The organism is Bradyrhizobium commune (genome assembly GCF_015624505.1).
Classification (GTDB): Bacteria; Pseudomonadota; Alphaproteobacteria; order Rhizobiales; family Xanthobacteraceae; genus Bradyrhizobium; species Bradyrhizobium commune.
The window spans coordinates 2,351,520-2,370,015 of sequence record NZ_CP061379.1; the positions used below are offsets into that span (position 1 = coordinate 2,351,520).

Annotated in this window: 25 protein-coding genes; 22 read left to right on the forward strand and 3 right to left on the reverse strand. The window is 61.7% G+C overall.

Annotation, left to right across the window (positions count from 1 at the left end):
* Positions 1–9: 9 nt before the first annotated feature.
* Genes IC761_RS11070 through IC761_RS11080 form a run of 3 tightly spaced genes read left to right on the forward strand, consistent with a single transcriptional unit; the run spans position 10 to position 3,126 of the window.
* Entirely contained in the window at positions 10–1,671 is a 1,662-nt protein-coding gene (locus tag IC761_RS11070; protein ID WP_246791487.1) for a portal protein, read from the forward strand.
* Complete coding sequence (locus IC761_RS11075) at positions 1,664–2,659, forward strand: HNH endonuclease signature motif containing protein (protein WP_195803270.1); 996 nt, start codon at positions 1,664–1,666, stop codon at positions 2,657–2,659. The genes IC761_RS11070 and IC761_RS11075 overlap by 8 nt, the downstream gene beginning before the upstream one ends.
* Before the next feature lie 14 nt (positions 2,660–2,673).
* Positions 2,674–3,126: an SMI1/KNR4 family protein gene (locus tag IC761_RS11080; RefSeq protein ID WP_195803271.1), complete on the forward strand. Its 453-nt coding sequence runs from the start codon at positions 2,674–2,676 to the stop codon at positions 3,124–3,126.
* A gap of 313 nt (positions 3,127–3,439) precedes the next feature.
* Here the strand turns inward: IC761_RS11080 and IC761_RS11085 are convergent, their stop codons facing one another.
* Positions 3,440–4,000 (reverse strand): hypothetical protein, encoded by a 561-nt coding sequence (locus tag IC761_RS11085; protein ID WP_195803272.1) that lies wholly within the window; start codon positions 3,998–4,000, stop codon positions 3,440–3,442.
* Positions 4,001–4,159: 159 nt separating this feature from the next.
* Here IC761_RS11085 and IC761_RS11090 point away from each other — a divergent pair, with 159 nt between their 5' ends.
* The 15 genes from IC761_RS11090 (at position 4,160) to IC761_RS11160 (ending at position 14,140) form a co-directional block, all read left to right on the forward strand.
* Positions 4,160–4,459 (forward strand): hypothetical protein, encoded by a 300-nt coding sequence (locus IC761_RS11090; protein WP_195803273.1) that lies wholly within the window; start codon positions 4,160–4,162, stop codon positions 4,457–4,459.
* Between the two features lie 109 nt (positions 4,460–4,568).
* A complete protein-coding gene (locus tag IC761_RS11095) occupies positions 4,569–5,204 on the forward strand; it encodes a hypothetical protein (RefSeq protein WP_195803274.1) in 636 nt (211 codons plus the stop codon).
* Positions 5,205–5,235: 31 nt separating this feature from the next.
* Entirely contained in the window at positions 5,236–6,126 is an 891-nt protein-coding gene (locus IC761_RS11100; protein WP_195803275.1) for a hypothetical protein, read from the forward strand.
* Between the two features lie 206 nt (positions 6,127–6,332).
* On the forward strand, positions 6,333–7,295 hold the full coding sequence (locus tag IC761_RS11105; RefSeq protein WP_195803276.1) for a DUF5309 domain-containing protein: 963 nt from the start codon (positions 6,333–6,335) through the stop codon (positions 7,293–7,295).
* A 68-nt stretch (positions 7,296–7,363) separates the two neighbouring features.
* Positions 7,364–7,726 carry a hypothetical protein gene (locus tag IC761_RS11110; RefSeq protein WP_195803277.1) on the forward strand — a complete coding sequence of 121 codons (363 nt, stop codon included), beginning with the start codon at positions 7,364–7,366 and terminating at the stop codon, positions 7,724–7,726.
* 1 nt (position 7,727) lies between these two features.
* Positions 7,728–8,039 carry a hypothetical protein gene (locus tag IC761_RS11115; RefSeq protein WP_195803278.1) on the forward strand — a complete coding sequence of 104 codons (312 nt, stop codon included), beginning with the start codon at positions 7,728–7,730 and terminating at the stop codon, positions 8,037–8,039.
* Entirely contained in the window at positions 8,039–8,371 is a 333-nt protein-coding gene (locus IC761_RS11120) for a hypothetical protein (protein ID WP_195804624.1), read from the forward strand. Before IC761_RS11115 ends, IC761_RS11120 begins: the two co-directional genes overlap by 1 nt.
* Complete coding sequence (locus IC761_RS11125) at positions 8,368–9,021, forward strand: phage adaptor protein (protein ID WP_195803279.1); 654 nt, start codon at positions 8,368–8,370, stop codon at positions 9,019–9,021. Before IC761_RS11120 ends, IC761_RS11125 begins: the two co-directional genes overlap by 4 nt.
* A gap of 9 nt (positions 9,022–9,030) precedes the next feature.
* Positions 9,031–9,462: a hypothetical protein gene (locus tag IC761_RS11130; protein ID WP_195803280.1), complete on the forward strand. Its 432-nt coding sequence runs from the start codon at positions 9,031–9,033 to the stop codon at positions 9,460–9,462.
* Position 9,463: 1 nt separating this feature from the next.
* Positions 9,464–10,297, forward strand: a complete 834-nt coding sequence (locus tag IC761_RS11135; RefSeq protein WP_195803281.1) for a hypothetical protein — start codon at positions 9,464–9,466, stop codon at positions 10,295–10,297.
* A gap of 11 nt (positions 10,298–10,308) precedes the next feature.
* Positions 10,309–10,740 (forward strand): XkdW family protein, encoded by a 432-nt coding sequence (locus IC761_RS11140; RefSeq protein ID WP_195803282.1) that lies wholly within the window; start codon positions 10,309–10,311, stop codon positions 10,738–10,740.
* A gap of 57 nt (positions 10,741–10,797) precedes the next feature.
* Positions 10,798–11,355, forward strand: coding sequence for a hypothetical protein (locus tag IC761_RS11145; protein ID WP_195803283.1), 558 nt, complete (start codon positions 10,798–10,800; stop codon positions 11,353–11,355).
* Positions 11,356–11,369: 14 nt separating this feature from the next.
* On the forward strand, positions 11,370–12,842 hold the full coding sequence (locus IC761_RS11150) for a hypothetical protein (protein WP_195803284.1): 1,473 nt from the start codon (positions 11,370–11,372) through the stop codon (positions 12,840–12,842).
* The gene (locus tag IC761_RS11155; protein WP_195803285.1) at positions 12,839–13,153 is read left to right on the forward strand and encodes a hypothetical protein; all 315 of its coding nucleotides are present in this window, start codon (positions 12,839–12,841) and stop codon (positions 13,151–13,153) included. Before IC761_RS11150 ends, IC761_RS11155 begins: the two co-directional genes overlap by 4 nt.
* Before the next feature lie 339 nt (positions 13,154–13,492).
* On the forward strand, positions 13,493–14,140 hold the full coding sequence (locus tag IC761_RS11160) for a tetratricopeptide repeat protein (RefSeq protein ID WP_195803286.1): 648 nt from the start codon (positions 13,493–13,495) through the stop codon (positions 14,138–14,140).
* A 38-nt stretch (positions 14,141–14,178) separates the two neighbouring features.
* Here IC761_RS11160 and IC761_RS11165 read toward each other — a convergent pair whose 3' ends face one another.
* A complete protein-coding gene (locus IC761_RS11165; RefSeq protein ID WP_195803287.1) occupies positions 14,179–14,622 on the reverse strand; it encodes a YfjT/YkfB family phage-associated protein in 444 nt (147 codons plus the stop codon).
* Between the two features lie 231 nt (positions 14,623–14,853).
* On the opposite strand from IC761_RS11165, the gene IC761_RS11170 reads away from it, so the two are divergent.
* Both IC761_RS11170 and IC761_RS11175 read left to right on the forward strand, forming a co-directional pair.
* Positions 14,854–15,675: a hypothetical protein gene (locus tag IC761_RS11170; RefSeq protein ID WP_195803288.1), complete on the forward strand. Its 822-nt coding sequence runs from the start codon at positions 14,854–14,856 to the stop codon at positions 15,673–15,675.
* Positions 15,676–15,721: 46 nt separating this feature from the next.
* The gene (locus IC761_RS11175) at positions 15,722–16,123 is read left to right on the forward strand and encodes a hypothetical protein (protein ID WP_195803289.1); all 402 of its coding nucleotides are present in this window, start codon (positions 15,722–15,724) and stop codon (positions 16,121–16,123) included.
* 16 nt (positions 16,124–16,139) lie between these two features.
* Here the strand turns inward: IC761_RS11175 and IC761_RS11180 are convergent, their stop codons facing one another.
* On the reverse strand, positions 16,140–16,352 hold the full coding sequence (locus IC761_RS11180) for a hypothetical protein (RefSeq protein WP_195803290.1): 213 nt from the start codon (positions 16,350–16,352) through the stop codon (positions 16,140–16,142).
* Positions 16,353–16,416: 64 nt separating this feature from the next.
* Between IC761_RS11180 and IC761_RS11185 the strand changes: the two genes are divergently transcribed.
* Together IC761_RS11185 and IC761_RS11190 are read left to right on the forward strand one after the other, a co-directional pair.
* Positions 16,417–17,271 (forward strand): tail fiber domain-containing protein, encoded by an 855-nt coding sequence (locus tag IC761_RS11185; protein ID WP_195803291.1) that lies wholly within the window; start codon positions 16,417–16,419, stop codon positions 17,269–17,271.
* A gap of 11 nt (positions 17,272–17,282) precedes the next feature.
* Positions 17,283–18,479 carry a hypothetical protein gene (locus tag IC761_RS11190; protein WP_195803292.1) on the forward strand — a complete coding sequence of 399 codons (1,197 nt, stop codon included), beginning with the start codon at positions 17,283–17,285 and terminating at the stop codon, positions 18,477–18,479.
* The last annotated feature ends 17 nt before the right edge of the window (positions 18,480–18,496 follow it).

Sequence of the window (18,496 nt, forward strand, 5' to 3'; positions counted from 1 at the left end):
CAATCAGACATGCCCGTTCCTTTGCTAGCCCCGGCGCCGCCCGCGCCGGTGGGTCCTCTCGTCACGCATGACGTCACCATCGTCACCACGCGCAAGCGCGCGCAGGTGCGGGTGATGGGTGTGCCGCCCGAAGAATTCGGCATCGAGCGCGGCGCGCGCAGCATCCGTGACTGCAATTATTGCTTCCATGAGGTCGTCACCAAGACCGAGGCGCAGCTGATCGCGGAAGGTTTTGATGCCGGCCAGATCAGGGCGCTGCGGCCGCATACCGGCACGACCGAGATCGAGACGCTGGCACGCGACACGGTGGAAGAGCATCTGTCGGCGACCGCCGGCGGCGGCAGCGCCAATTCGGCGGCGCGGCTGGTGCGCATCACCGAGCATTATGTCCGGATGGACTTCGAGGGCTCGGGCCGTCCCTGCCTCTACCAGGTCATCACCGGCGGCGATCAGGCCGAGATCCTACGCAAGGACGGCAAGGACTGCATCACGCCGTTCGACGAGATTCCCTTTGCCGCCACCACGCCGGTGCCGGTGACGCACCGTTTCTTCGGCCGTTCGATCGCCGATCTCGTGATGCCATTGCAGCGGGAGAAGACCGCGCTGAAGCGCGGCGCGCTCGACAATCTCTATCTGCACAACAATCCTCGCGTCGAGGTCGCCGAGCAGAATGCCGGGCCGAACACGCTGGACGATCTGCTGGTGTCGCGGCCGGGCGGCGTGGTCCGCACCAAGACCGCGGGAGGGCTGAACTGGCAGGTCGTGCCCGATATCACCACGTCGATCTATCCGATGCTGCAATATCTTGACGCCGAGATCGAGATCCGCACCGGCCTCGGCAAGCAGACGCAAGGCATCGACGCCAACGCGTTGCAGAACCAGTCGGCCACCGCGGTCGCGCAGGTGTTCTCGGCCTCGCAGATGCGGATCAAGCTGATCGCGCGCATCATGGCCGAGGGCGTGCGCGACATCTTCGCGCTGCTGCATGGCACGATCCGCAAGCATGGACAGCGCGAGGAGACGGTGCGGCTGCGCGACGCCTGGGTCGACGTCAATCCGCGCGACTGGAAGACCCGCGACGACATGACCATCAATGTCGGCCTCGGCTCCGGCGGCAAGGCGCAGCAATTCGCCCAGACCATGGCGATCGCCAATGTGCAGAAGGAGCTGCTTGCCGGCGGCAAGATCAACCTGGTCGGCGACCGCCAGCTCTACAACACGGCGGCCGAGTTGACGCGAATCATGGGGCACCGAAACCCCGATCAGTTCTTCAATGATCCGACCGCCGTCAATCCGCAGACCGGACAGCTGCTCAATCCGCCGCCGGCGCCACCGCAGCCGCCGCCGGATCCGAAGCTATTGGCCATACAGGCGCGGGCGCAGGTCGATGCCGCGCTCGCGGCGCATCAGGCGCAGCTCCAGCAACAAAAGGCGCAGAACGACGCGATCCATCTCCAGGTCAAGACGCAAGGGGAGATCGAGCTCGCCAAGATCAAAGCCGCTCTCGACGCCAAGATGACGGTGCTGGAGACGCATCTGAAGGCGGCGATCGATGTAGGGAAAGTGCAGCGTTCATATCCGCCGGGCGCACGCAAGGCGAAAGACGGCCACCACTATCTGCCGGACACCAACCGGCCCGGCAAATATCTGCTGGTCGCTCACCATGGCTGATTATTCCCTGGTGCCGGTCGAGCATCAGCCGGACTTCGAGAATGCCTCTCTCGTTCCAGTCGACCACGATCCGTTCAGCGCCGATGGCGTAACGCAGCACGTGCCGGCCCAAACAGCACAGAGTCAGCCAGCGCAGTCTCCGCTGCAGCAGCCAGCGACGGGAGTTCAGCGACTCTATGTCGGTCCGGCAGCGAAGATCACACAGACATCGGAGGAGGGCGAATCTTGGGATCCGGAAAGTGAAGCTAACGATACGTCTACGTCAAATCGACCGACCCAACCGACACCTCCGCAGGACAAGCCTCCTCCTGATCTGTCGCACTTTACACCGCTCGGCGAGCTGAAGCCGGCGACCTTCACGCCCACGCAGCAGATTGAGCATCACGCGATCGACGCGCTGTTAGCTCTCGGCGTGCCGCTGCACAATGCCCAAGAGCTGGCGACGCGTATTGGAAACTTGTTGAGCTTGACGCCGCTTGGCGTTGCCGGGTCGGCGCTCAACCTCATCGATGCGAAGCGCCGCGACGATTTCCCCGCGGGCGTTGAGGCTGCGATCGGACTGATACCGGGTGCGAAGGGCGTCGGCCGCGTCGCCGCCGGAGAAGTACGCGCGCTAACAAGCAAGGTTCGGCTCTCTCCGGCATCCTGGGCGGCTAAAAAAGGATACGCCGGTGTTGGAACGACCGTGAACGGCGGGCCCACCTTTGCTGCAACCAAGCATCTGTATCCTGCTGTGCAGGGGCAGCGAAGTGTTGTGAAAATAAAACTTACTGGGAGCCGAAGAGGTGACTCTAACCTCGCGAACAGGCAGGGTGGGTTCACTAAAACTCCGCCTGGATATAGGTGGCACCACGTCGACGACTTCGATCCGCAGAGTGGAGAGGCCTCCCTTGAGCTTATAGATAAAGACGCGCATGATGCTACTTTCCCGCATGCCGGTTCGGTTGCGCAGTACGCGAAGCACCACGGAGTACAGTACAAGCGTTGACAAGGAAACAGGCCATGGTTGTTTTTGAAGATACTGCTCCACCGCTTTCCGAGCTTGACATAAAGCGTGTGGAGAACCGCTTGGGTATTCGCTTGCCGCAGGATCTCAAGGAACACTACCTCCTGCACAATGGTGGAAGACCTTGCCCTCAATTTTTTCCGAAGGATGGAGACGCATATGATGTCGACTGTTTCTATTCCATGAACACCTACGCGAAGGGCTCAAGCTTCGAGCGGACATACGTCATGATGGTGCATCAGACACCCGAGTTTCCTCGGGGGTATATACCGTTCGCGGACGATTGTTCGGGCGACAAGTTTCTCTATAGTGTGAGGCCTGAGTCCTTCGGGAATATTATGTTCATTTCACATGAAGATTATGAGGACCCTGATCGATACGTCGTGTTTCTCGCCCCGACATTGAAGGAATTTATCAATTCTCTCACTGAACTCCCTGAAGGTTTGTAGTGGCCGTGGAGCCGTGCGGTCTACGGATCTGCAGGCAAGACGTGATTGTGTGGCTGGATGCATCTAGGATGAAGGCACGCGGACCGAACGCTTGCTGAGGCAACCCGGCGCCGCCGCAGCCGCCGCCGGATCCGAAGCTATTGGCCATACAGGCGCGGGCGCAGGTCGATGCCGCGCTCGCAGCGCATCGCTCAAGACGAGCTCGCTCTCGATTGGTCGCACCTTAATCAGCCGTTCGGCGAACTGAAGCCGGCGACATTCACGCCCTCGCAGCAGATCGGGTACTTTCGAGCTCGCCTTCGTCTTGAGGCGGTCAATGGTTGAGCAGATTTTGCATCCGATCTATCTCTGTTTCAAGAATTGCAGCTATTTCGTCGCACGCGTTGGCCACGCGCTCGCAATTGTTACGAAGCATCGGTTTCATTCTGTCTTTTTGCCGCTGTTCGATAGGACCCAGTTGACCAACTCGATCGATGAGTTGGTGGCTCCTAATCACAAAGTACCGGGCTTTTTCGAGGGGAGCCATTGCTTCGATGGGCAGCATGGAGAGCCTTTGCCATGCGTCATCAATGTCGGGCACGTTCTTGGGTATCGCAACGACGAAGTTGTCGTAATGGATATCCTCTGCGGTCGAGAAGTGTCGCATCTCTGCACCGAGCTGCTGCGAGACTGCGCGGAGTCGGTAAAGAAGACCAAGCCGTTCATCGATTCGGTCGTCCGCTCTTATCTTTCGGTCGAACTCTACCCTCGCCATTGTGCTGCGATAGGCGAGTGCTGCGGCCGCAAGGGCGATGCCGGCTGCCAGCGAAGGCTGAAAGTCCTTCAATATGTCGTAAAGCGCGTGCGCGGCGCTCGCCGTCGTTGCGTCAGTCATCAGGCGGCCTCAGATGCCTTTTGGCACAGCGCCAAGGTCCGCGGACCTTATCAGAACATTGTACCAGGTGGAGGATGGATGTTGCCGAGGCGGCGCTCGCCGCATCTGCCGCGCGCCACGATATGAAAACGCGCCGGCCGAATAACGAGGAGGAAACCAATGTCTGACGAGAGCTCCCTGGAGAGGGCGGCCGCGAAGGCGGCTCGTGCCGAAGCATTGCTTGACGACGAGCTCTTGGGCGAGGCGTTCGACACACTCGAGACAGGCTACATCGCGGCCTGGCGCGCGACTACGGTCGACGATGCTGCTGGGCGCGAGAAATTGTTTCTCGCCATCAACATCGTCGGCAAGGTGCGCGATCATCTTGCGGCCGTCGTCGCCAACGGCAAGTTGGCGCGCGCCGAGCTCAAGGAGCTTGCGGAGACGGCGGAGCGGCGGAAGCGGTTCGGGATCATTTAGCCTGCACAGATTCTGCACAACTACAGGGAGAGTTGACATCGTTCCTGTTTTGTTCAATTAATGCCCTGATGTCCATTATGTTTGTCTTGGGAAGTTGGAGAGGTTTCGGTTGAGCAGTGATCAGGAGCAGTCGGCGCCAGCAACGTCTGGCGGAGAGATGTTCCGACGTCCGCCCTGGCTGACCTGTGCGTTCGCTGCCGTGACTTTGGCGAGCCTGGCTGGCCAGGAATTCCTGACGTATCTCCAGCCTGAGGCGGCCGGCTGGCTCCTTTGGCTCGGTGTCGCGTGTATCGCCATCACCGTCGTATGGCTCATCATCTGCGCGTTCATTCGGAAGCCGCGAAGTGCGCCGGTCCTCCTCGCCACTTTGCTGGTTTTTTTTGTTCCCTATCTTTTCGAGCGCGAAAATGCCCCTTGGCTCACGTCACAGGGATTCCGCCTCCAGGCTTCGCCACTCGAGCAGTATCTGAAGGGGTGCCGGTTGGTCGAGTTCAACGAAGCGGGGGGCACCCAGGCCATGGGCTTTTGTGAGAGGCGTGAATTCGGCTATTCGCTCAACACGCAGTTCGACAGTGTCTTCTACGATTCAACGGGAGGAATTCAGAAGCCGGAACGACGAACACCGGAATGGACGCAAGCTTGGCATGATCTCGAGACCGCTGACATTGGCCTGATCCGGACTTGCGGAGGAGCGCTTCGTCTCGTCGATCATTTTTACCGTGTTTGTACTGCTTATGGAATGTGAACAGTAATCCTGGAGACGATGGACCAATTTGATGGCTGAACGGACATTCTATGCCGGCGCAATACGCAACGAGAAGGGCAGAGACATCGTGGCCGGCTTCGCGCCGGCCAAATTTTTGATGCGCGACGGCGCCTATGTCGTGGACCCGATCCCGGGCGGCTCTCAAGGTTTTGCGCTCTATTCTGACGACCGCGGGAACAACAGGACCGAAGGAAGGATTGCAAACCCGAACAACTACCTCATGGTGCCCGCGAACTATGACGAGCAGAAAGCGAAAGCTTTTGCCGCGGTCATCACCCAAAAGTGGAACACGGTCCATCCTGGTGGTGATGACACCGGACTGACCGGACCAAGCGAGGCGCTCATGGCGATGACGCAAGCCTTCAGGCGTGGTGGTCCGCAGGACTTGCAGCGACATCCGCAATGGGGCGTTCCAAACGGCCTCTTCGTACCTGCCTTTACTAGCAGCGCTTCGAACCATCTGGGATATGTCATGGCGCAAACACCCATTCCAATGGTTGCTGCCGAAGTCGGTGGAGGGACTTCAAATCGACTGGGCGCGATTCAAAAATTGATCGGTTCGATCATCAACGAAAACCGGAGGAATACGGGCGGGGTCAAGCCGCCGCCGCCAAATACCGATACGAGCGGGCCCTACGGCCTTTCCCAACAGAACCATGCCAACATGGTTCAAGGTTATGAATACGGGAGCCGTAGCAATGCTCCGCCGTCCGCATTCGAGGATTACGGCCGTGACGCGCGACCACGCGGTGCCGCCGCGGTTATCGGCGCCGGCAATGGTATCGCGCCTTTCACCGGATCGCTTGCCGGCGTGAACTCCGACGAGCTGACGCCGCCGGACTGGCCTCCTGCGACCACGGCTCCTGTACGCTATCTCAGTTCGTACAGAGTGCGACCGTAGACGACGCGTTCGCGTCGACGCCGCCCTCACGCACCGCGTGGGCTCCCGGCGACCTAGTCTCGACATTCCAGACCGGACCTGTTCTCGGCGCGACCGGTGGAGCGAGATCGCAAAGTCGAAAATCAAACGCGAAGGCCTGGGCGTACCAACGGCAGTACGATGTTCTGCACGTCAGGTGACGCTCGGCTTCTCTCAGGGAAACACAGATGACACTACCGGCTTCAACTTTCGTGACCTATTCCGCGGTCGGCAACCGCGAAGACCTCAGCGATATGATCTATCGCATCGACCCGGTCGACACGCCGTTCATGAGCGGCGTCGACAAGGAGAAGGCGGCTGCCGTCAATCACGAATGGCAGACGCAGGCCCTTGCCGCGGCCGATAACACCAACGCCCAGCTCGAGGGCGACGACCCCAACACCAACACGACCACGCCGACCGTCCGGCTCGGCAATCTCTGCCAGATCTCCTACAAGGTCGCGCGTGTCTCGGGCACGCAGCAGGCGGTCGATCACGCCGGCCGCGACAACGAGCTCGCCTACCAGGAGATGCTGAAAGGTCTCGAGCTCAAGCGCGACCTCGAAACCATCCTGTGCGGCACCAACCAGGCCAAGGTGGTCGGCAACACGACGACGCCGCGGAAGAGTGCGTCCGTCCTCTCCTGGATCTTCTCGAACACCTCGAAAGGCACGGCAGGCGGTGCTGCGGACCCGGCGGCTGCCGACGGCACCGGCACGCGAACGGACGGCACCCAGCTCGCCTTCACCGAGGTGCGGCTTAAGACCGTGCTGTCCGCGATCTGGGGCAACGGCGGCAAGCCCGGTACCATCATGACCGGCGCCTTCAACAAGCAGGTGTTTTCGACCTTCACCGGTCGCTCCACCGCGATCGAGGAGTCGAAGTCGAAGAAGATCGTCGCGTCGGTCGATGCCTATGAGTCCGATTTCGGCAAGCTCAAGGTGCTCGCCAATCGCTTCCAGCGCCCGCGCGACGTGCTGGTGCTCGAGCTCGACAAATGGGCAGTGGCCTATCTCAATGGCCGCAACATGATCTCGATCCCGCTGGCCAAGACCGGCGATTCCGATCGCCGCCAGATCCTGGCGGAATACACCCTGGTTTCTCGCAACGAGAAGGCCTCCGGCGGCGTGTTCGACAACACCACGTCCTGAGCGATCAAGATCCTTCATCTCATCTCGGGGCGGCCTTCGGGTCGCCCCTCATTTTTTGGAGACCCAAGATGCCGCTTCCCGGCAATCGCCCTCTCAATACCGCCGATCTTACCGCCTATACGCCATCGTGCGGTGCCAGCCCCGTCGCTGCCTATGTCCGCGCTCCCTTCCGTTGCCGCGTGCTGAAAGTCACCGGCATTCTCGGCGGCGCTCTCACCACCACCGATGGAACGATCACCGTGTCGGCCAATGCGGTGACGCTTGCGACGTTCGCCGTGCCGCAGGCGGGGTCCGCCGCCGGCCAGCTGTTCTCGGTCGTTCCGCCGTCGCCGACCTATCTCAACGAGGACGACGTGATCGTGCTGACGCCCTCGGGCGCCGCAGGCGCGGCCATTCCGATGCATTTCTCGATCTCAGTGAGGACCGCCTGACATGCCGTTCTTCTCCAAGCAAAACTCCTCGCGCATCGGCCCGACCCAGACGATTGCCTATGACGGCAGTGTCGGCGCCACCAACGCGTTCGGCACGGAGACCTACCAGATCCGCCTGGTCGCCAATTCCGGCTGTAGCTACCGCATCGGCGACGGCGTCCAGACCGCGACCATTTCAGATCCCTACCTCCCGGCCAACGTCGTTGAATACGTCACGGTGAGCCCCGGCCAGCGCATCGCCGCGTTGAAGGCGGCCACCAACGGCTTGGTCACGGCGACAGCCGGCACGCTGTGGGTCACGGAGCTGTCGTGATGGAGGGCGTCCTGATCCGACCTCATCTCGACAGCAATGGCCGCGACCTCGCGATCGAGCATGTTCAAGACGTCGCTCCGATCCTGGAATGGAATAGTCGGGCGCGCGGTGACGAGCAGCACGGCGAATGGGGGCGGCACGTCGCCCGCATTCCCAACGTCATCTACGTCCAATGGCTCAACGAGGAACATGCCAAGGGCAACACCTCGCTGCGGCTGTTCACGCCTGAATTCGACGCGATCGTGCAGAGGAAACTCGACGATCCCGAATGGGCCTATTTGCGAACCGATAGGCCCAAATTGCAGGCCGGCTGGTCAGCGGAGCTCTCGTGACCCAGATAACCGACTACATTTCGCTGCAATCTGCGGTGACCGAATATCTCGCGCGCGACCAGGACACCACGCTGATCGCGCGGATCCCGACCTTCGTCCAGCTCGCGGAAGCCAAGTTCAACCGTCAGCTGTTCGTGCGGCAGATGGAGCAGCGGGCGACCGCGCTGGTTGACCTCGGATCGGACGAGCCGGAGTTCATCTCGCTGCCGTCGGACTTCCAGTCCATGCGCAGGGTTCGACTGTCGAGCGTGACTGGCAAGCCGTGCCTGGAGTTCAAGTCCGGCACGCAGATGGACGAATATCGCTTCGCGACGTCCGATATCGCCGCGCAGCCGCGTTACTTCACCGTGTTCGGCAACGAGCTGGAGCTCGCGCCGACCCCGGATGCCGCCTACACCATCGAAATGGTCTACCGGCAGAACGTGCCGGCGCTGGCGTCCGACGGCAGCAATTGGCTGCTGACCATGGCGCCGGATCTCTATCTCTACGGCGCCCTGCTGGAAACCGCGCCGTACATCAAGGAAGACGCGCGCATCCAGACCTGGGGGCTCGGCTTCACCTCGGCACTCACCGACCTCAACAATCTCGGGCTGACGTCGACCTTCAACGCGGGGCCGATGACGGTGCGCGTGTCCGGACAGGTCATCTAGGAGGCGATCATGGCAAGCTTCAACAAGTTCTATTGCTTCGTGCAGGACGTCGCCAACGCGCTGCACGACATGAAGACCGGTACAGCGCAGGTGTACAAGATCTATCTGACCAATACGGCGCCGGTCGTCACCAACACCGTCTACAACACGCCGGCGGATCTTGCGGCCGGCAACGGTTACACCGCGGGCGGCAACAGCGTCGGTACCATCACCGGCGCGCAGACGACCGGCACGTTCAAGTTCGTCGGCGGAAGCGACCCGTCATGGACGGCGTCGGGCGGTTCGATCGGACCGTTTCAATACGCGGTGCTCTACAATTCGACGTCGTCGACCAAGCCGCTGATCGGCTGGTGGGACTATGGCACCGCCATCACGCTCACGAACGGCAACACCTTCACCGTCGATCTCGATCAGACCAACGGCATTTTGACGATCACCTGACATGGCAGCTTTTCTCGACGTTTGCAGGTTCACGCCATCGGCCGGCGGCACCGCGGACTGGACTTACGCCGCCGCTGTCACGGGCTATCAGAGCCCGGCCGCAGCCGGCGTGGTCAACGGCCGGCTCTACAAATATCGCGCGGAAAGTGCGGATCTCAGCCAGTGGGAGGTGGGTGAGGGGGCTTACAACACCTCGACCGGCGTCCTGGCGAGGACGACCGTGCTGTTCAACTCGTCGGGCACCACGGCGAAGATCAGTTTCTCAGCGACACCGCAGGTCGCCGTCGTTGCGCTCAAGGAGGATCTGATCTCGGTCGAGGAGAGCAACAGCTTCACGACCACGCAGCAGGCGCAGGCGCGCAACAATATCGGCGTGACGGCGATCGGCGCGGCCAACGTCGGTCAGATCCCTGGCACGACCGGAACGACGCAACCGTCGGCCGGAAATGTCGGCGAGACGATCACCATCAATTCCACGCTCTCGTTCGGCGGTTCCGGTGTCACTGGAAATGTCGGGAGCGCGAGTCTCGCGCCCGGCGTCTACGACGTGACGATCATGGGAACGTTCGGCGGACCCGGCGGCACGACGTCGTCCGACTGGCTTCTTGCTTTCGGCACCACCAGCGCGTCAGTGAGCTCGAGTCAGGCCATCCAGCTTCACGAGCGCATCAGCAATTCGTCGCCGCTCGCCGACATGTCGATCGTGATGACGTCAGCCTCGGTCCGCATCACGGTCGCGAGCACCACGACCTATTATCTCTGTGCTCAAGCCGCTTACGCCGGGGCCGGCGGCTATGGTGTTCAGGGCCAGGCCTATATCCGGCGCGCGAGTTAGAGAAAGAGAACATGGCATATCATCCCAAGGACTTTGTTCTCGCCCTGGCGGCCCTGCGCCCCGGCCTCGCGAGGAATATCGACTTCGAGGTGTCGGATCACGGCGATGGGCCGTTCATCTCCCGCTGGGAACGAACCGACGTGGCGCAACCGACGGCTGCCGAAGTTGCAGCGGTCGATACGGACGCACTCCTGCAACAGCAGGTGAGGTTCGTCGCGCGCGAGATGCTGGCCCAACTGACGCCGGACGACTATGTCAGGATCCAGCTGGCGATCACGTCGAACGCTGCGCTGGGTCTGTTGTGGGCTGCCTTGCTCGGACAGGGTGAAGCGCCGATCTCGGTCGGTTCCGATCGCTTCAGGCAGGGGTGGGCCGGCATGACGTCCGCTCTGGGGAGCGACCGTTCTCATGCCATCGCCGCCGCGATCGGCATTCTGGTCTGATCGATGTCACTCCTCGGGTTCGATGCTGTCGGGCGCCAGGCGCTCGGGCAGCTGCCGATGCTTGGCCTGACCAATACGGTTCTGCTCACGGTCACGAGCGCCTATGCGGTCGCCGGCCAGGGCGCGGCCTTTCAGGCGGCAGCAGCCGGTGGCGCAGGCGCCTTTGCCATCTCGGGAAATGCCGCAATCTTCGGCGCCGCGCTGTCTGCCGCAGCAGGCAGTTACGTCATGTCCGGAAACGTCGCCCTGTTCAGGCGATCGCTTGCGGCAAATCCCGCTGCTTACACGGTGGGCGGAGTGCCGACGACGACCGCTCTGCGGATGTCTTCGCTGACCGGCACGTATCTGTTCACAGGTCGCGCGACGTCGATGGCCACATCGGCCGCGTTGCGCGGGGGCAGCTATCTCGTCAACGGCAATCCCTCGAGCTCGAGCAGGGATTTCGAAGCGTGGTTTCCGCGGCCGTTCGATTCCGACGCCTGGAGCGGCGCCGTGATCGAAGCTCAAGTCTGGACGGCGAAGGATGGTGTCACCGCCGCCTGGGTCGTGGAAGCGGAGCCGTCCGATCAATGGACGAAGACGACGATCCAACCCGAGTCTTGGACAACCGAATAACCGAAGGCAAAGCCATGCCCCTTCTTGCCTATGGCGAATACCGCCCGGACGTCAGCGATTACGAAGGACAAGCGACGCGCAACATTCTCAACGTCATTCCGCGCGGCGACGGCTACGGACCGTTTCCGTCCTTCTCCGCCTACACCTCGGCCCTGCCGGCGCCGTGCCGCGGCGCATTCTACGCACTGAAGTCCGATGGCACGGTCGTTACCTTCGCGGGCACGAGCACCAGGCTCTATCGGCTCAACAACATCGACTTCACCTGGATAGATGTGTCCAAGGGAGGTTCGCCCTATTCGGCGCTTTCGGCCACAGCGCAATGGCAGTTCGCCCAGACCGGGAACTTCGTCTTCGCGACGCAGGCCAATGCGGTGTTGCAGGTTTTCGATCTCTCGTCGTCGACGGCTTTTGTCGACGCGCTGGGGACGCCGCCACAGGCGGCCTATATCAGCGTGGTCGGACGCTTCCTGGTGCTGTCCGGACTATTGTCGACGCCGTATCGGATCCAGTGGTCCGGGCTGAACAATTTCAACGCGTCCGACAGCTGGACCAGCGGCATCAAATCGTCCGACTTCCAGGACTTTCCGGATGGCGGCATCGTTCGTGGTGTCGCCGGGGGCGAGTCCGGCATCGTGTTCCAGGACCAGGCGATCCGCCGCATGTCCTATGTGCCGGGGTCGCCGATCATCTTCCAGATCGATCGCATCACCCAGGACAAGGGGCTCTACGCGCCGTACTCGATCATCCGTGCCGGCGAGCGCATCTTCTTTTACGCAGGGCAAGGCTTTCACAAGATCGAGCCGGGCGGCGTGCCGGAGCAGATCGGACGCGAGAAGGTGGATCGCACGTTTCTCGCCGATCTCGACAAGGGCAATCTGCAACTCTTCATCGGCGCGGCCGACCCGCGCTCGACGCGCGTGTACTGGGCCTACAAGTCGGTGTCGGGCACGGTCGGCGCGTTCGACAAGCTGCTCGGCTACGATTTTGTGCTCGATCGCTTCTTTCCGGTTGCGGTGACGGGAGAGTATCTGCTCGGCATCTCGCAGACCGGGCTTACGCTGGAAAATCTCGATAGCATCTCGTCGTCGCTCGATGCGCTGACGCTGAGCCTGGATGCCTATGCCACCGCCGTGCAGCCCGAGATCGCGCAATTTTCGAATGGTCACGTGCTGGGCTTCTTTCGCGGTCCCAACCTCGAGGCAACGCTGGAAAGCTCGGAACAAGGCACGGACGAGAACCGCATCACCATTCGCGGCTTCCGCCCGGTGACTGACGCCGCGACGTTGTTCGGCTCGGCGTCCTGGCGCGATACGCCGTCCGCCGCGGCGACGCCAGGCGCGGAGGTGCTGGTCAACGCGCGGACCGGGCGATGCGACCTCAGGCGCGACACCCGCTATTCGCGCTTCAAGGTGCGCATCCCCGCGGCGACGTCGTGGTCGTTCTGCGCCGGCATCGTTCCCGATCTTACACCCAGCGGCACGCTATGACGGCTTACGTTCCGGGCATCACCGAGACCGACCTGAAGAAGATCGTGCTCGCGATCCAGCAGCTCGCAGCCGGCAGGTCGAACGCCGTCGGCAGCGTGACGCTGGCGACGGGAGCATCCAGCACGACCGTGACGACGGCGAACTGTGCGGTTGGTTCGGTGCCGATCCTGGTGCCGGCGTCCGCGAACGCGGCGACGGAGGTCGGCAACGGCACGATGTATGTGAGCGCGGTTGCAAACGGCACGTTCACGATTGCGCATGCGAACGCCGCGACGACGGGGCGGGTGTTTTTGTGGGCGGTGATGGGGTGAGGGGACGCCGGAGGCGCTCCTGACGACACGATCTAAAGACAGCAAACGTTTCGATAGTCATTTCACCTGCTGAGCTTGGCTCGGTTGCGCGCGGCAGGCCGCACTGTGCTGCGCTCTATTCAGCTTCTCGTTTTCAAATCGTGAAAGATTTTCGATGGCAACCCCTGATATTGGCCGCGGAACGATGGGATGCCTGCAATAAGAACGGCGGAACTCCACCGCCTTGGGAACCAAAAAAGTGGAGTCTCGATCCGGACGAAGAGCTTTATATCAACCCAGATCGATAAAAGAGATCAGCCCGTTGCCAGCTCATATTTGAATTGACCTGATACTCCCCTGTTGCTCGAATACGAACAACTGCGACAGGAGGCAAAGATCGGACAGATCGATCCATCAGTTAGAGTCGAAGGCTGGATTCGACGATTGCGCACCGAGGCTCCACTCGATCGCGTTATTGCTACCGTAACTCGGCGCCTCGAGCAAACGGATGGTGATGACCATCGTTCGCTTTCCTACGAATTGGTCTTTTTACTTCGCGAAGCAGAGCGGAATCAGGAGGCTCTGCAGCTTCTCGATCAGATTCTGCAATGCTATCCAGACGACGTTCTTCCCGGAATCAACAAGGCGAACGTCTTCTTCAATTCGCTTGATGAGCCTGAGGAAGCGCTCAAGTGTATCGAGGTAGCGTTGGAGCGCGCTTATCGTACTAAGTATTTTCGTAGACAGGCACTTGGCAACAAGGCTCGGATCCTCCTGAAATTGGGGCGTGGCGACGAGCTGTCCGATGTTCTCGAGGAAATCATGTCACTTCAGATGGTGACAAACATACCTGATGTCGCCCGCGAGCGTGATTTTGTTGATAGGGCACCATCAGGGCTCATTCGAAAGAACGTCTTGGACCGCTACAACGAATTTCGTCCAAGACGGCCGGGCGATAGTTTGGCTGACGAACCGCCAAAATACAAACCGTCCGACGACAACATGTGAAGCTATTGACTGTTTTCAGGGCGCCATACAGTTGCCTATCACGTCCCGTCATCGCATTCCCTGATGATGGTCTTTTTCGCAGTCCCCAGCGTCTTTCGGACATCGAGCAGGGAAAACGTTTCCTGGGTTTGGTACTTGGGGAATTCGACGACAAAGGACTTTTGATTGCTCGCGGCCAATGCGTTGACGAGCTCTCTGAAGTCCCATTGGTTCTGGCGTCCCGCAGCCTTGAATTGGCTTCCGTCGAGAAGGAACGGATGGTTCTTGCCGTCGATGATGATCTGCGCTGTCACGATTTCTTTGACCTGCGGCTTGATCCGCGCGACCGTGATGAACATCCCCGGCGTCTTATCGTCGCTGCCGGCCGGGCAATAGATGCTGAAAGTGGATCCGGCACCGTTCTCGATGTTCGCCTCCAGCGTGCCCTGGCCATAGCCGAGGGTCCAGCGGAAATCGACGGCCAGGGCGGCGGTGCCGCTCACGATCAGGGCGAACGCAGCTGGTAGCAGTTTCATCTGTCACATCCGGTAGTGGTGAGACATTTAGCTATAGATAGATCGTCCGACATTGCAACTGCGCGTGCCCGTTTCGAGGGTGAGCAGGGCATTCCTTCAGATTTCGAAAAGGAGATGGATATGGGTTCCCGCGATAGCAGTGCATTTGTCCCGGAGACATCCTCGGGCGCCGGTGGTCTTCTCGGGAGATTGTCGGGAATGACCGGGCAAATGCGGAATGGAGCCGATCCGACCGCAGCCCAGCAAGGCATGTATGATCCTGAGGCCTTTGGCGGAGCTGCGGTTGGCCTGATCGACCGAATGCGTAAGCTTCAGCAGCAGCAAGCCTCCTATCGGCCGAGCGCGACGTTGGCGCCGAGCCCGCTGACGAACCAAAGCGGCGGCAGAGCGAATGCTACGAATGATCTTTCAAGCGCGCTCGGCGCCGGCCAATTTCTTCGCGGGACATGGCTGGACATGCTGGCCAAGTACCGGCCGGATTTGACCGGGACACCGGACGAGCTTGCGGCGCTGCGCAAGGATCCTAAGCTTTCGGCCGAAATGGTCGAAGCCTATGCGGCCGAGAATGCCAAGCGGCTTGTTCGGGCCGGACATGAGGCTACTCCGGGCAATATCTATCTGGCGCACTTTGCGGGCCCCTCGGGTGCGTTCAAGATACTCGCTGCCGACCAGGCAGCGTCGGCCAGGTCGGTTCTCGGAGAAGATGCAGTCACCGCCAATCCGTTTCTCGACAGGATGACGGTTGGAGACCTGAGGTCATGGGCGGACCGGAAGATGCGCGCGCAGCCGTCAGCACCGCGTTCTCAGGCGCCGGCTTTTCCCGATCATGCTGACCCTGTCTTCGGCGCGCCGGCATTTCCGGACGTCGCGCCGCAAGGCCCATCGTCCAACGCATCACCGGCGTCGTCTCGCCCGGCTCCTGATGTCCCGCAAGGGACGGACGATCGCTCGCGTGGACTCCTGAGCAACGAACCGATGAGGCTTTGGCCGGTACAGCCCCCGATCTTCTTTCCGTTCTGAAATGTCCCTCAGGAGCGGCCTATCGACGGAATCACGCGCAGGCGGCATGCAGCTCGCCTGTGTCGATCCGAAGCGCGTGCGCGAGATCTGGCCGGCCGTCGCTCCGCTCCTCAAGCGAGCAATTGTCAGGACAGGGCTGTCGGCGTTCGCCGCAATCGAGCACGACATTCTCGATGGTTCCTCGCTGCTTTGGGTCGCCTGGAACGGTCGCGCCATCGAAGCGGCTGCATCGACGAGTCTTCAGCAGACGGATGCGGGCAAGGTCTGCGTCGTCACAGCGTGTGCCGGTGCCGGCATGACGCGCTGGTTGCCTTTGATCCACGATATCGAAGTCTACGCCGAAGTGGAGGGCTGCCGGTTCGTACGCATCTTCGGACGCAGGGGCTGGGCCCGCGTCCTGGATGGATACAAAGAAACCTACGCGATCATCGACAGGCGCCTGCGGTAGCGGACGCGATGCGCGTTCAGACGCGCGCCGCCGCCGCTCGCACCGGGAAATCTGAAGCTTCACGCCATACGCCCGCGCCGCTGAATACTGCCGCGGCGACATCGCGCGGCCGATCGCGTCGTCGCAAGACAAGCGCGTGCTCTGTCTTGATGGGGAGATCACATCCGACCTCAACGTCGCGGTCGGGGAAAACCTGGCGGATCGCGGCATCGCCGTCGAGTACTGCCATCGCTTGCGCTGCTGGAGCGGCGTCGCCGCAAAAATACCCTCAAGCTCAAAAAGGAACATCGTCCATGGGCGGACAATCCACTTCCACACAGACCCAGCAATCGCAGACTGCGCCCTGGGCCGCCGCGCAACCTGCGCTCCAAACGATGCTGGGCCAGATCGGCACTGGCCTCAACAACACCGGCCTGACGTCGGCGGAGAGCTCTGCGCTCGACACGCTGCGGAACAACGCCGCGACAGGTAATCCTTATGCGGGCCAGATCGCGAACTATGCGCAGACGCTGCTCAATGGCGGCGGAGCCACGGCGCAGGCCAGCAACGTGCAGGACAATCTCGCGGCCTATCGGGCGGCGTTGACGCCATATGCAACCGGCAGCATGGTGGGCAACAATCCCGCGCTCACCGCACAGCTCGCGCAGATTCGTTCGGACGTCGGCAACGACGTGAACTCGCAGTTTGCCGCAGCCGGTCGCGATCTGAGCGGTGCCAATCTGATGGCGTATGGCCGCGGCGTCTCAGCTGGCGAAGCGCCTGTGATCGCGGCTCAATACAATCAGGATGTGGCAAACCAACTCGCGGCTGGCAACGCGCTCTATAACGCTGGCAACACCACTGCCAACACGCTGGCGCAGATGCAGCAGAGCGACCTCGCCAATCGCGGTCAGGGCGTGTCTGCTGCGCAATCGGCGCTGGATGCGCAAAACTACGGCGCCAACGCCACTCTGGCGGAGGAAGCGCAGCGACGCGGCATTCCCGTGCAGGCATTGAGCCTGCTCGCACAGATCGGCGTACCCATCGCGCAGCTCGGCAGTCAGGGCAACAGCACGACGACGGGGACACAGGAGAAATCCGGGGTGGATCAGTTTGCGACGTTGGCCGGTGGGATCAGCAGCCTGGTCAATGCCTTTAAGCCCAAGTAGGGAGGCCGGACATGACGATTCAAACCGAATCCGCGTTGACGGGAGCAGCCTTTGATCTGGCAAATGCGGGATACGAGGCGATGCCGGACCGCGAGCGCAAGGAAGCGGCCGAGCCGATCGGCAGCGACAGCGGCTCGCTGCGTGATGCCGCGGACCGACGCTCCGATTCATCCTCCGAACTCGTCGTCAGGCGATACACAGATGCAGAGGGCAAGCCTGCGGCCGCAAACGAGGCCGTGACGCTGTCCCGTGCCGCGCGTGACTACGCGAGCGCGACGGCCAGTGACAGGCGGGCCGCCGAGAACGAGTCGGCCGAGGATCTCGCCACAAGGATCGACGCGCTGCGCGCGGAGGTCGCCGCCCAGGACCCGGATGCGCCCGAGTTCTACGGATTTGAGCAGTCCGAGGCAAATGACGGTGAAGACGAAGAGACCGCAGCTTCCTCAAAGACGGCAAGCGATCCGAAGCTGCGCTCAACGGAGATCGATCCGGATATCGAAACGCTCATGCGGCACCCGCAGGTGCGCCTGGCGCTCGAGGAAAAGGTCGGAGAGGTCGAGCGCGCGCGTCGAAGCTATGTCGACGGGCTCGACGCCGCCATGCAGGTGGCGCAAGCGAGCTTCATCAGCCAGTTTCCGGAGCTGACCGGTCTTGCTCCGGAGCAGCTTCCGGAAGCGCTGGCGCAGATGGCGCGGCAGGACCCCGCAAAGCTGTCGCGCGTCCAGGCGATCGTCGCGGCGAGCGAGCAGTTGCGCGCGCGCCAGGGGGAAGAAGCTCGGCGGACGGCGGATGCAGCGCGGCGCAACTTCCAGAATTATGCAAAGGCAGAGGATGTCCGGCTCGAGAGCTTGCTCAAGGATGAAACGCGGGACGTCCGGCAGGCGGTCGCGCAGGAGATACTTTCGTCGGCCAAGGCCAGCGGCATCGAACCGGACGAATTGCACCGTCTGTTCGACAGCGAGCCGCTGATGCGCAATGCGACCTTCCAGCGCATGATGTACGACGCCGGCAAGTATCGATTGATGATGAAGGCGAGGGATGCGGTTGCGGCCAGGCCCGTGCCGCCGGTGGTGCGGCCGGGGATGGCTGCGACCCGCGCCGAGCGTGAGCAGTCGGATCTGCGGTCGCTGAATGCCAGGCTTTCCAGCTCGGGCGATCTGAAGGATGCGGTTGCGCTTTATCAGGCGAAGAGGGCGGGCAGGCGGTGAGCGATGCACCAGAGGGG

Coding starts and splice junctions, on each gene's coding strand:
- IC761_RS11185 (WP_195803291.1), top strand. CDS start 16,417: ATGGGCGGACAATCCACTTCCACACAGACCCAGCAATCGCAGACTGCG.
- IC761_RS11090 (WP_195803273.1), top strand. CDS start 4,160: ATGTCTGACGAGAGCTCCCTGGAGAGGGCGGCCGCGAAGGCGGCTCGT.
- IC761_RS11130 (WP_195803280.1), top strand. CDS start 9,031: ATGGCAAGCTTCAACAAGTTCTATTGCTTCGTGCAGGACGTCGCCAAC.
- IC761_RS11175 (WP_195803289.1), top strand. CDS start 15,722: ATGCAGCTCGCCTGTGTCGATCCGAAGCGCGTGCGCGAGATCTGGCCG.
- IC761_RS11070 (WP_246791487.1), top strand. CDS start 10: ATGCCCGTTCCTTTGCTAGCCCCGGCGCCGCCCGCGCCGGTGGGTCCT.
- IC761_RS11170 (WP_195803288.1), top strand. CDS start 14,854: ATGACCGGGCAAATGCGGAATGGAGCCGATCCGACCGCAGCCCAGCAA.
- IC761_RS11105 (WP_195803276.1), top strand. CDS start 6,333: ATGACACTACCGGCTTCAACTTTCGTGACCTATTCCGCGGTCGGCAAC.
- IC761_RS11120 (WP_195804624.1), top strand. CDS start 8,039: ATGGAGGGCGTCCTGATCCGACCTCATCTCGACAGCAATGGCCGCGAC.
- IC761_RS11080 (WP_195803271.1), top strand. CDS start 2,674: ATGGTTGTTTTTGAAGATACTGCTCCACCGCTTTCCGAGCTTGACATA.
- IC761_RS11135 (WP_195803281.1), top strand. CDS start 9,464: ATGGCAGCTTTTCTCGACGTTTGCAGGTTCACGCCATCGGCCGGCGGC.
- IC761_RS11180 (WP_195803290.1), bottom strand. CDS start 16,352: ATGGCAGTACTCGACGGCGATGCCGCGATCCGCCAGGTTTTCCCCGAC.
- IC761_RS11115 (WP_195803278.1), top strand. CDS start 7,728: ATGCCGTTCTTCTCCAAGCAAAACTCCTCGCGCATCGGCCCGACCCAG.
- IC761_RS11085 (WP_195803272.1), bottom strand. CDS start 4,000: ATGACTGACGCAACGACGGCGAGCGCCGCGCACGCGCTTTACGACATA.
- IC761_RS11075 (WP_195803270.1), top strand. CDS start 1,664: ATGGCTGATTATTCCCTGGTGCCGGTCGAGCATCAGCCGGACTTCGAG.
- IC761_RS11150 (WP_195803284.1), top strand. CDS start 11,370: ATGCCCCTTCTTGCCTATGGCGAATACCGCCCGGACGTCAGCGATTAC.
- IC761_RS11110 (WP_195803277.1), top strand. CDS start 7,364: ATGCCGCTTCCCGGCAATCGCCCTCTCAATACCGCCGATCTTACCGCC.
- IC761_RS11100 (WP_195803275.1), top strand. CDS start 5,236: ATGGCTGAACGGACATTCTATGCCGGCGCAATACGCAACGAGAAGGGC.
- IC761_RS11145 (WP_195803283.1), top strand. CDS start 10,798: ATGCTTGGCCTGACCAATACGGTTCTGCTCACGGTCACGAGCGCCTAT.
- IC761_RS11190 (WP_195803292.1), top strand. CDS start 17,283: ATGACGATTCAAACCGAATCCGCGTTGACGGGAGCAGCCTTTGATCTG.
- IC761_RS11140 (WP_195803282.1), top strand. CDS start 10,309: ATGGCATATCATCCCAAGGACTTTGTTCTCGCCCTGGCGGCCCTGCGC.
- IC761_RS11155 (WP_195803285.1), top strand. CDS start 12,839: ATGACGGCTTACGTTCCGGGCATCACCGAGACCGACCTGAAGAAGATC.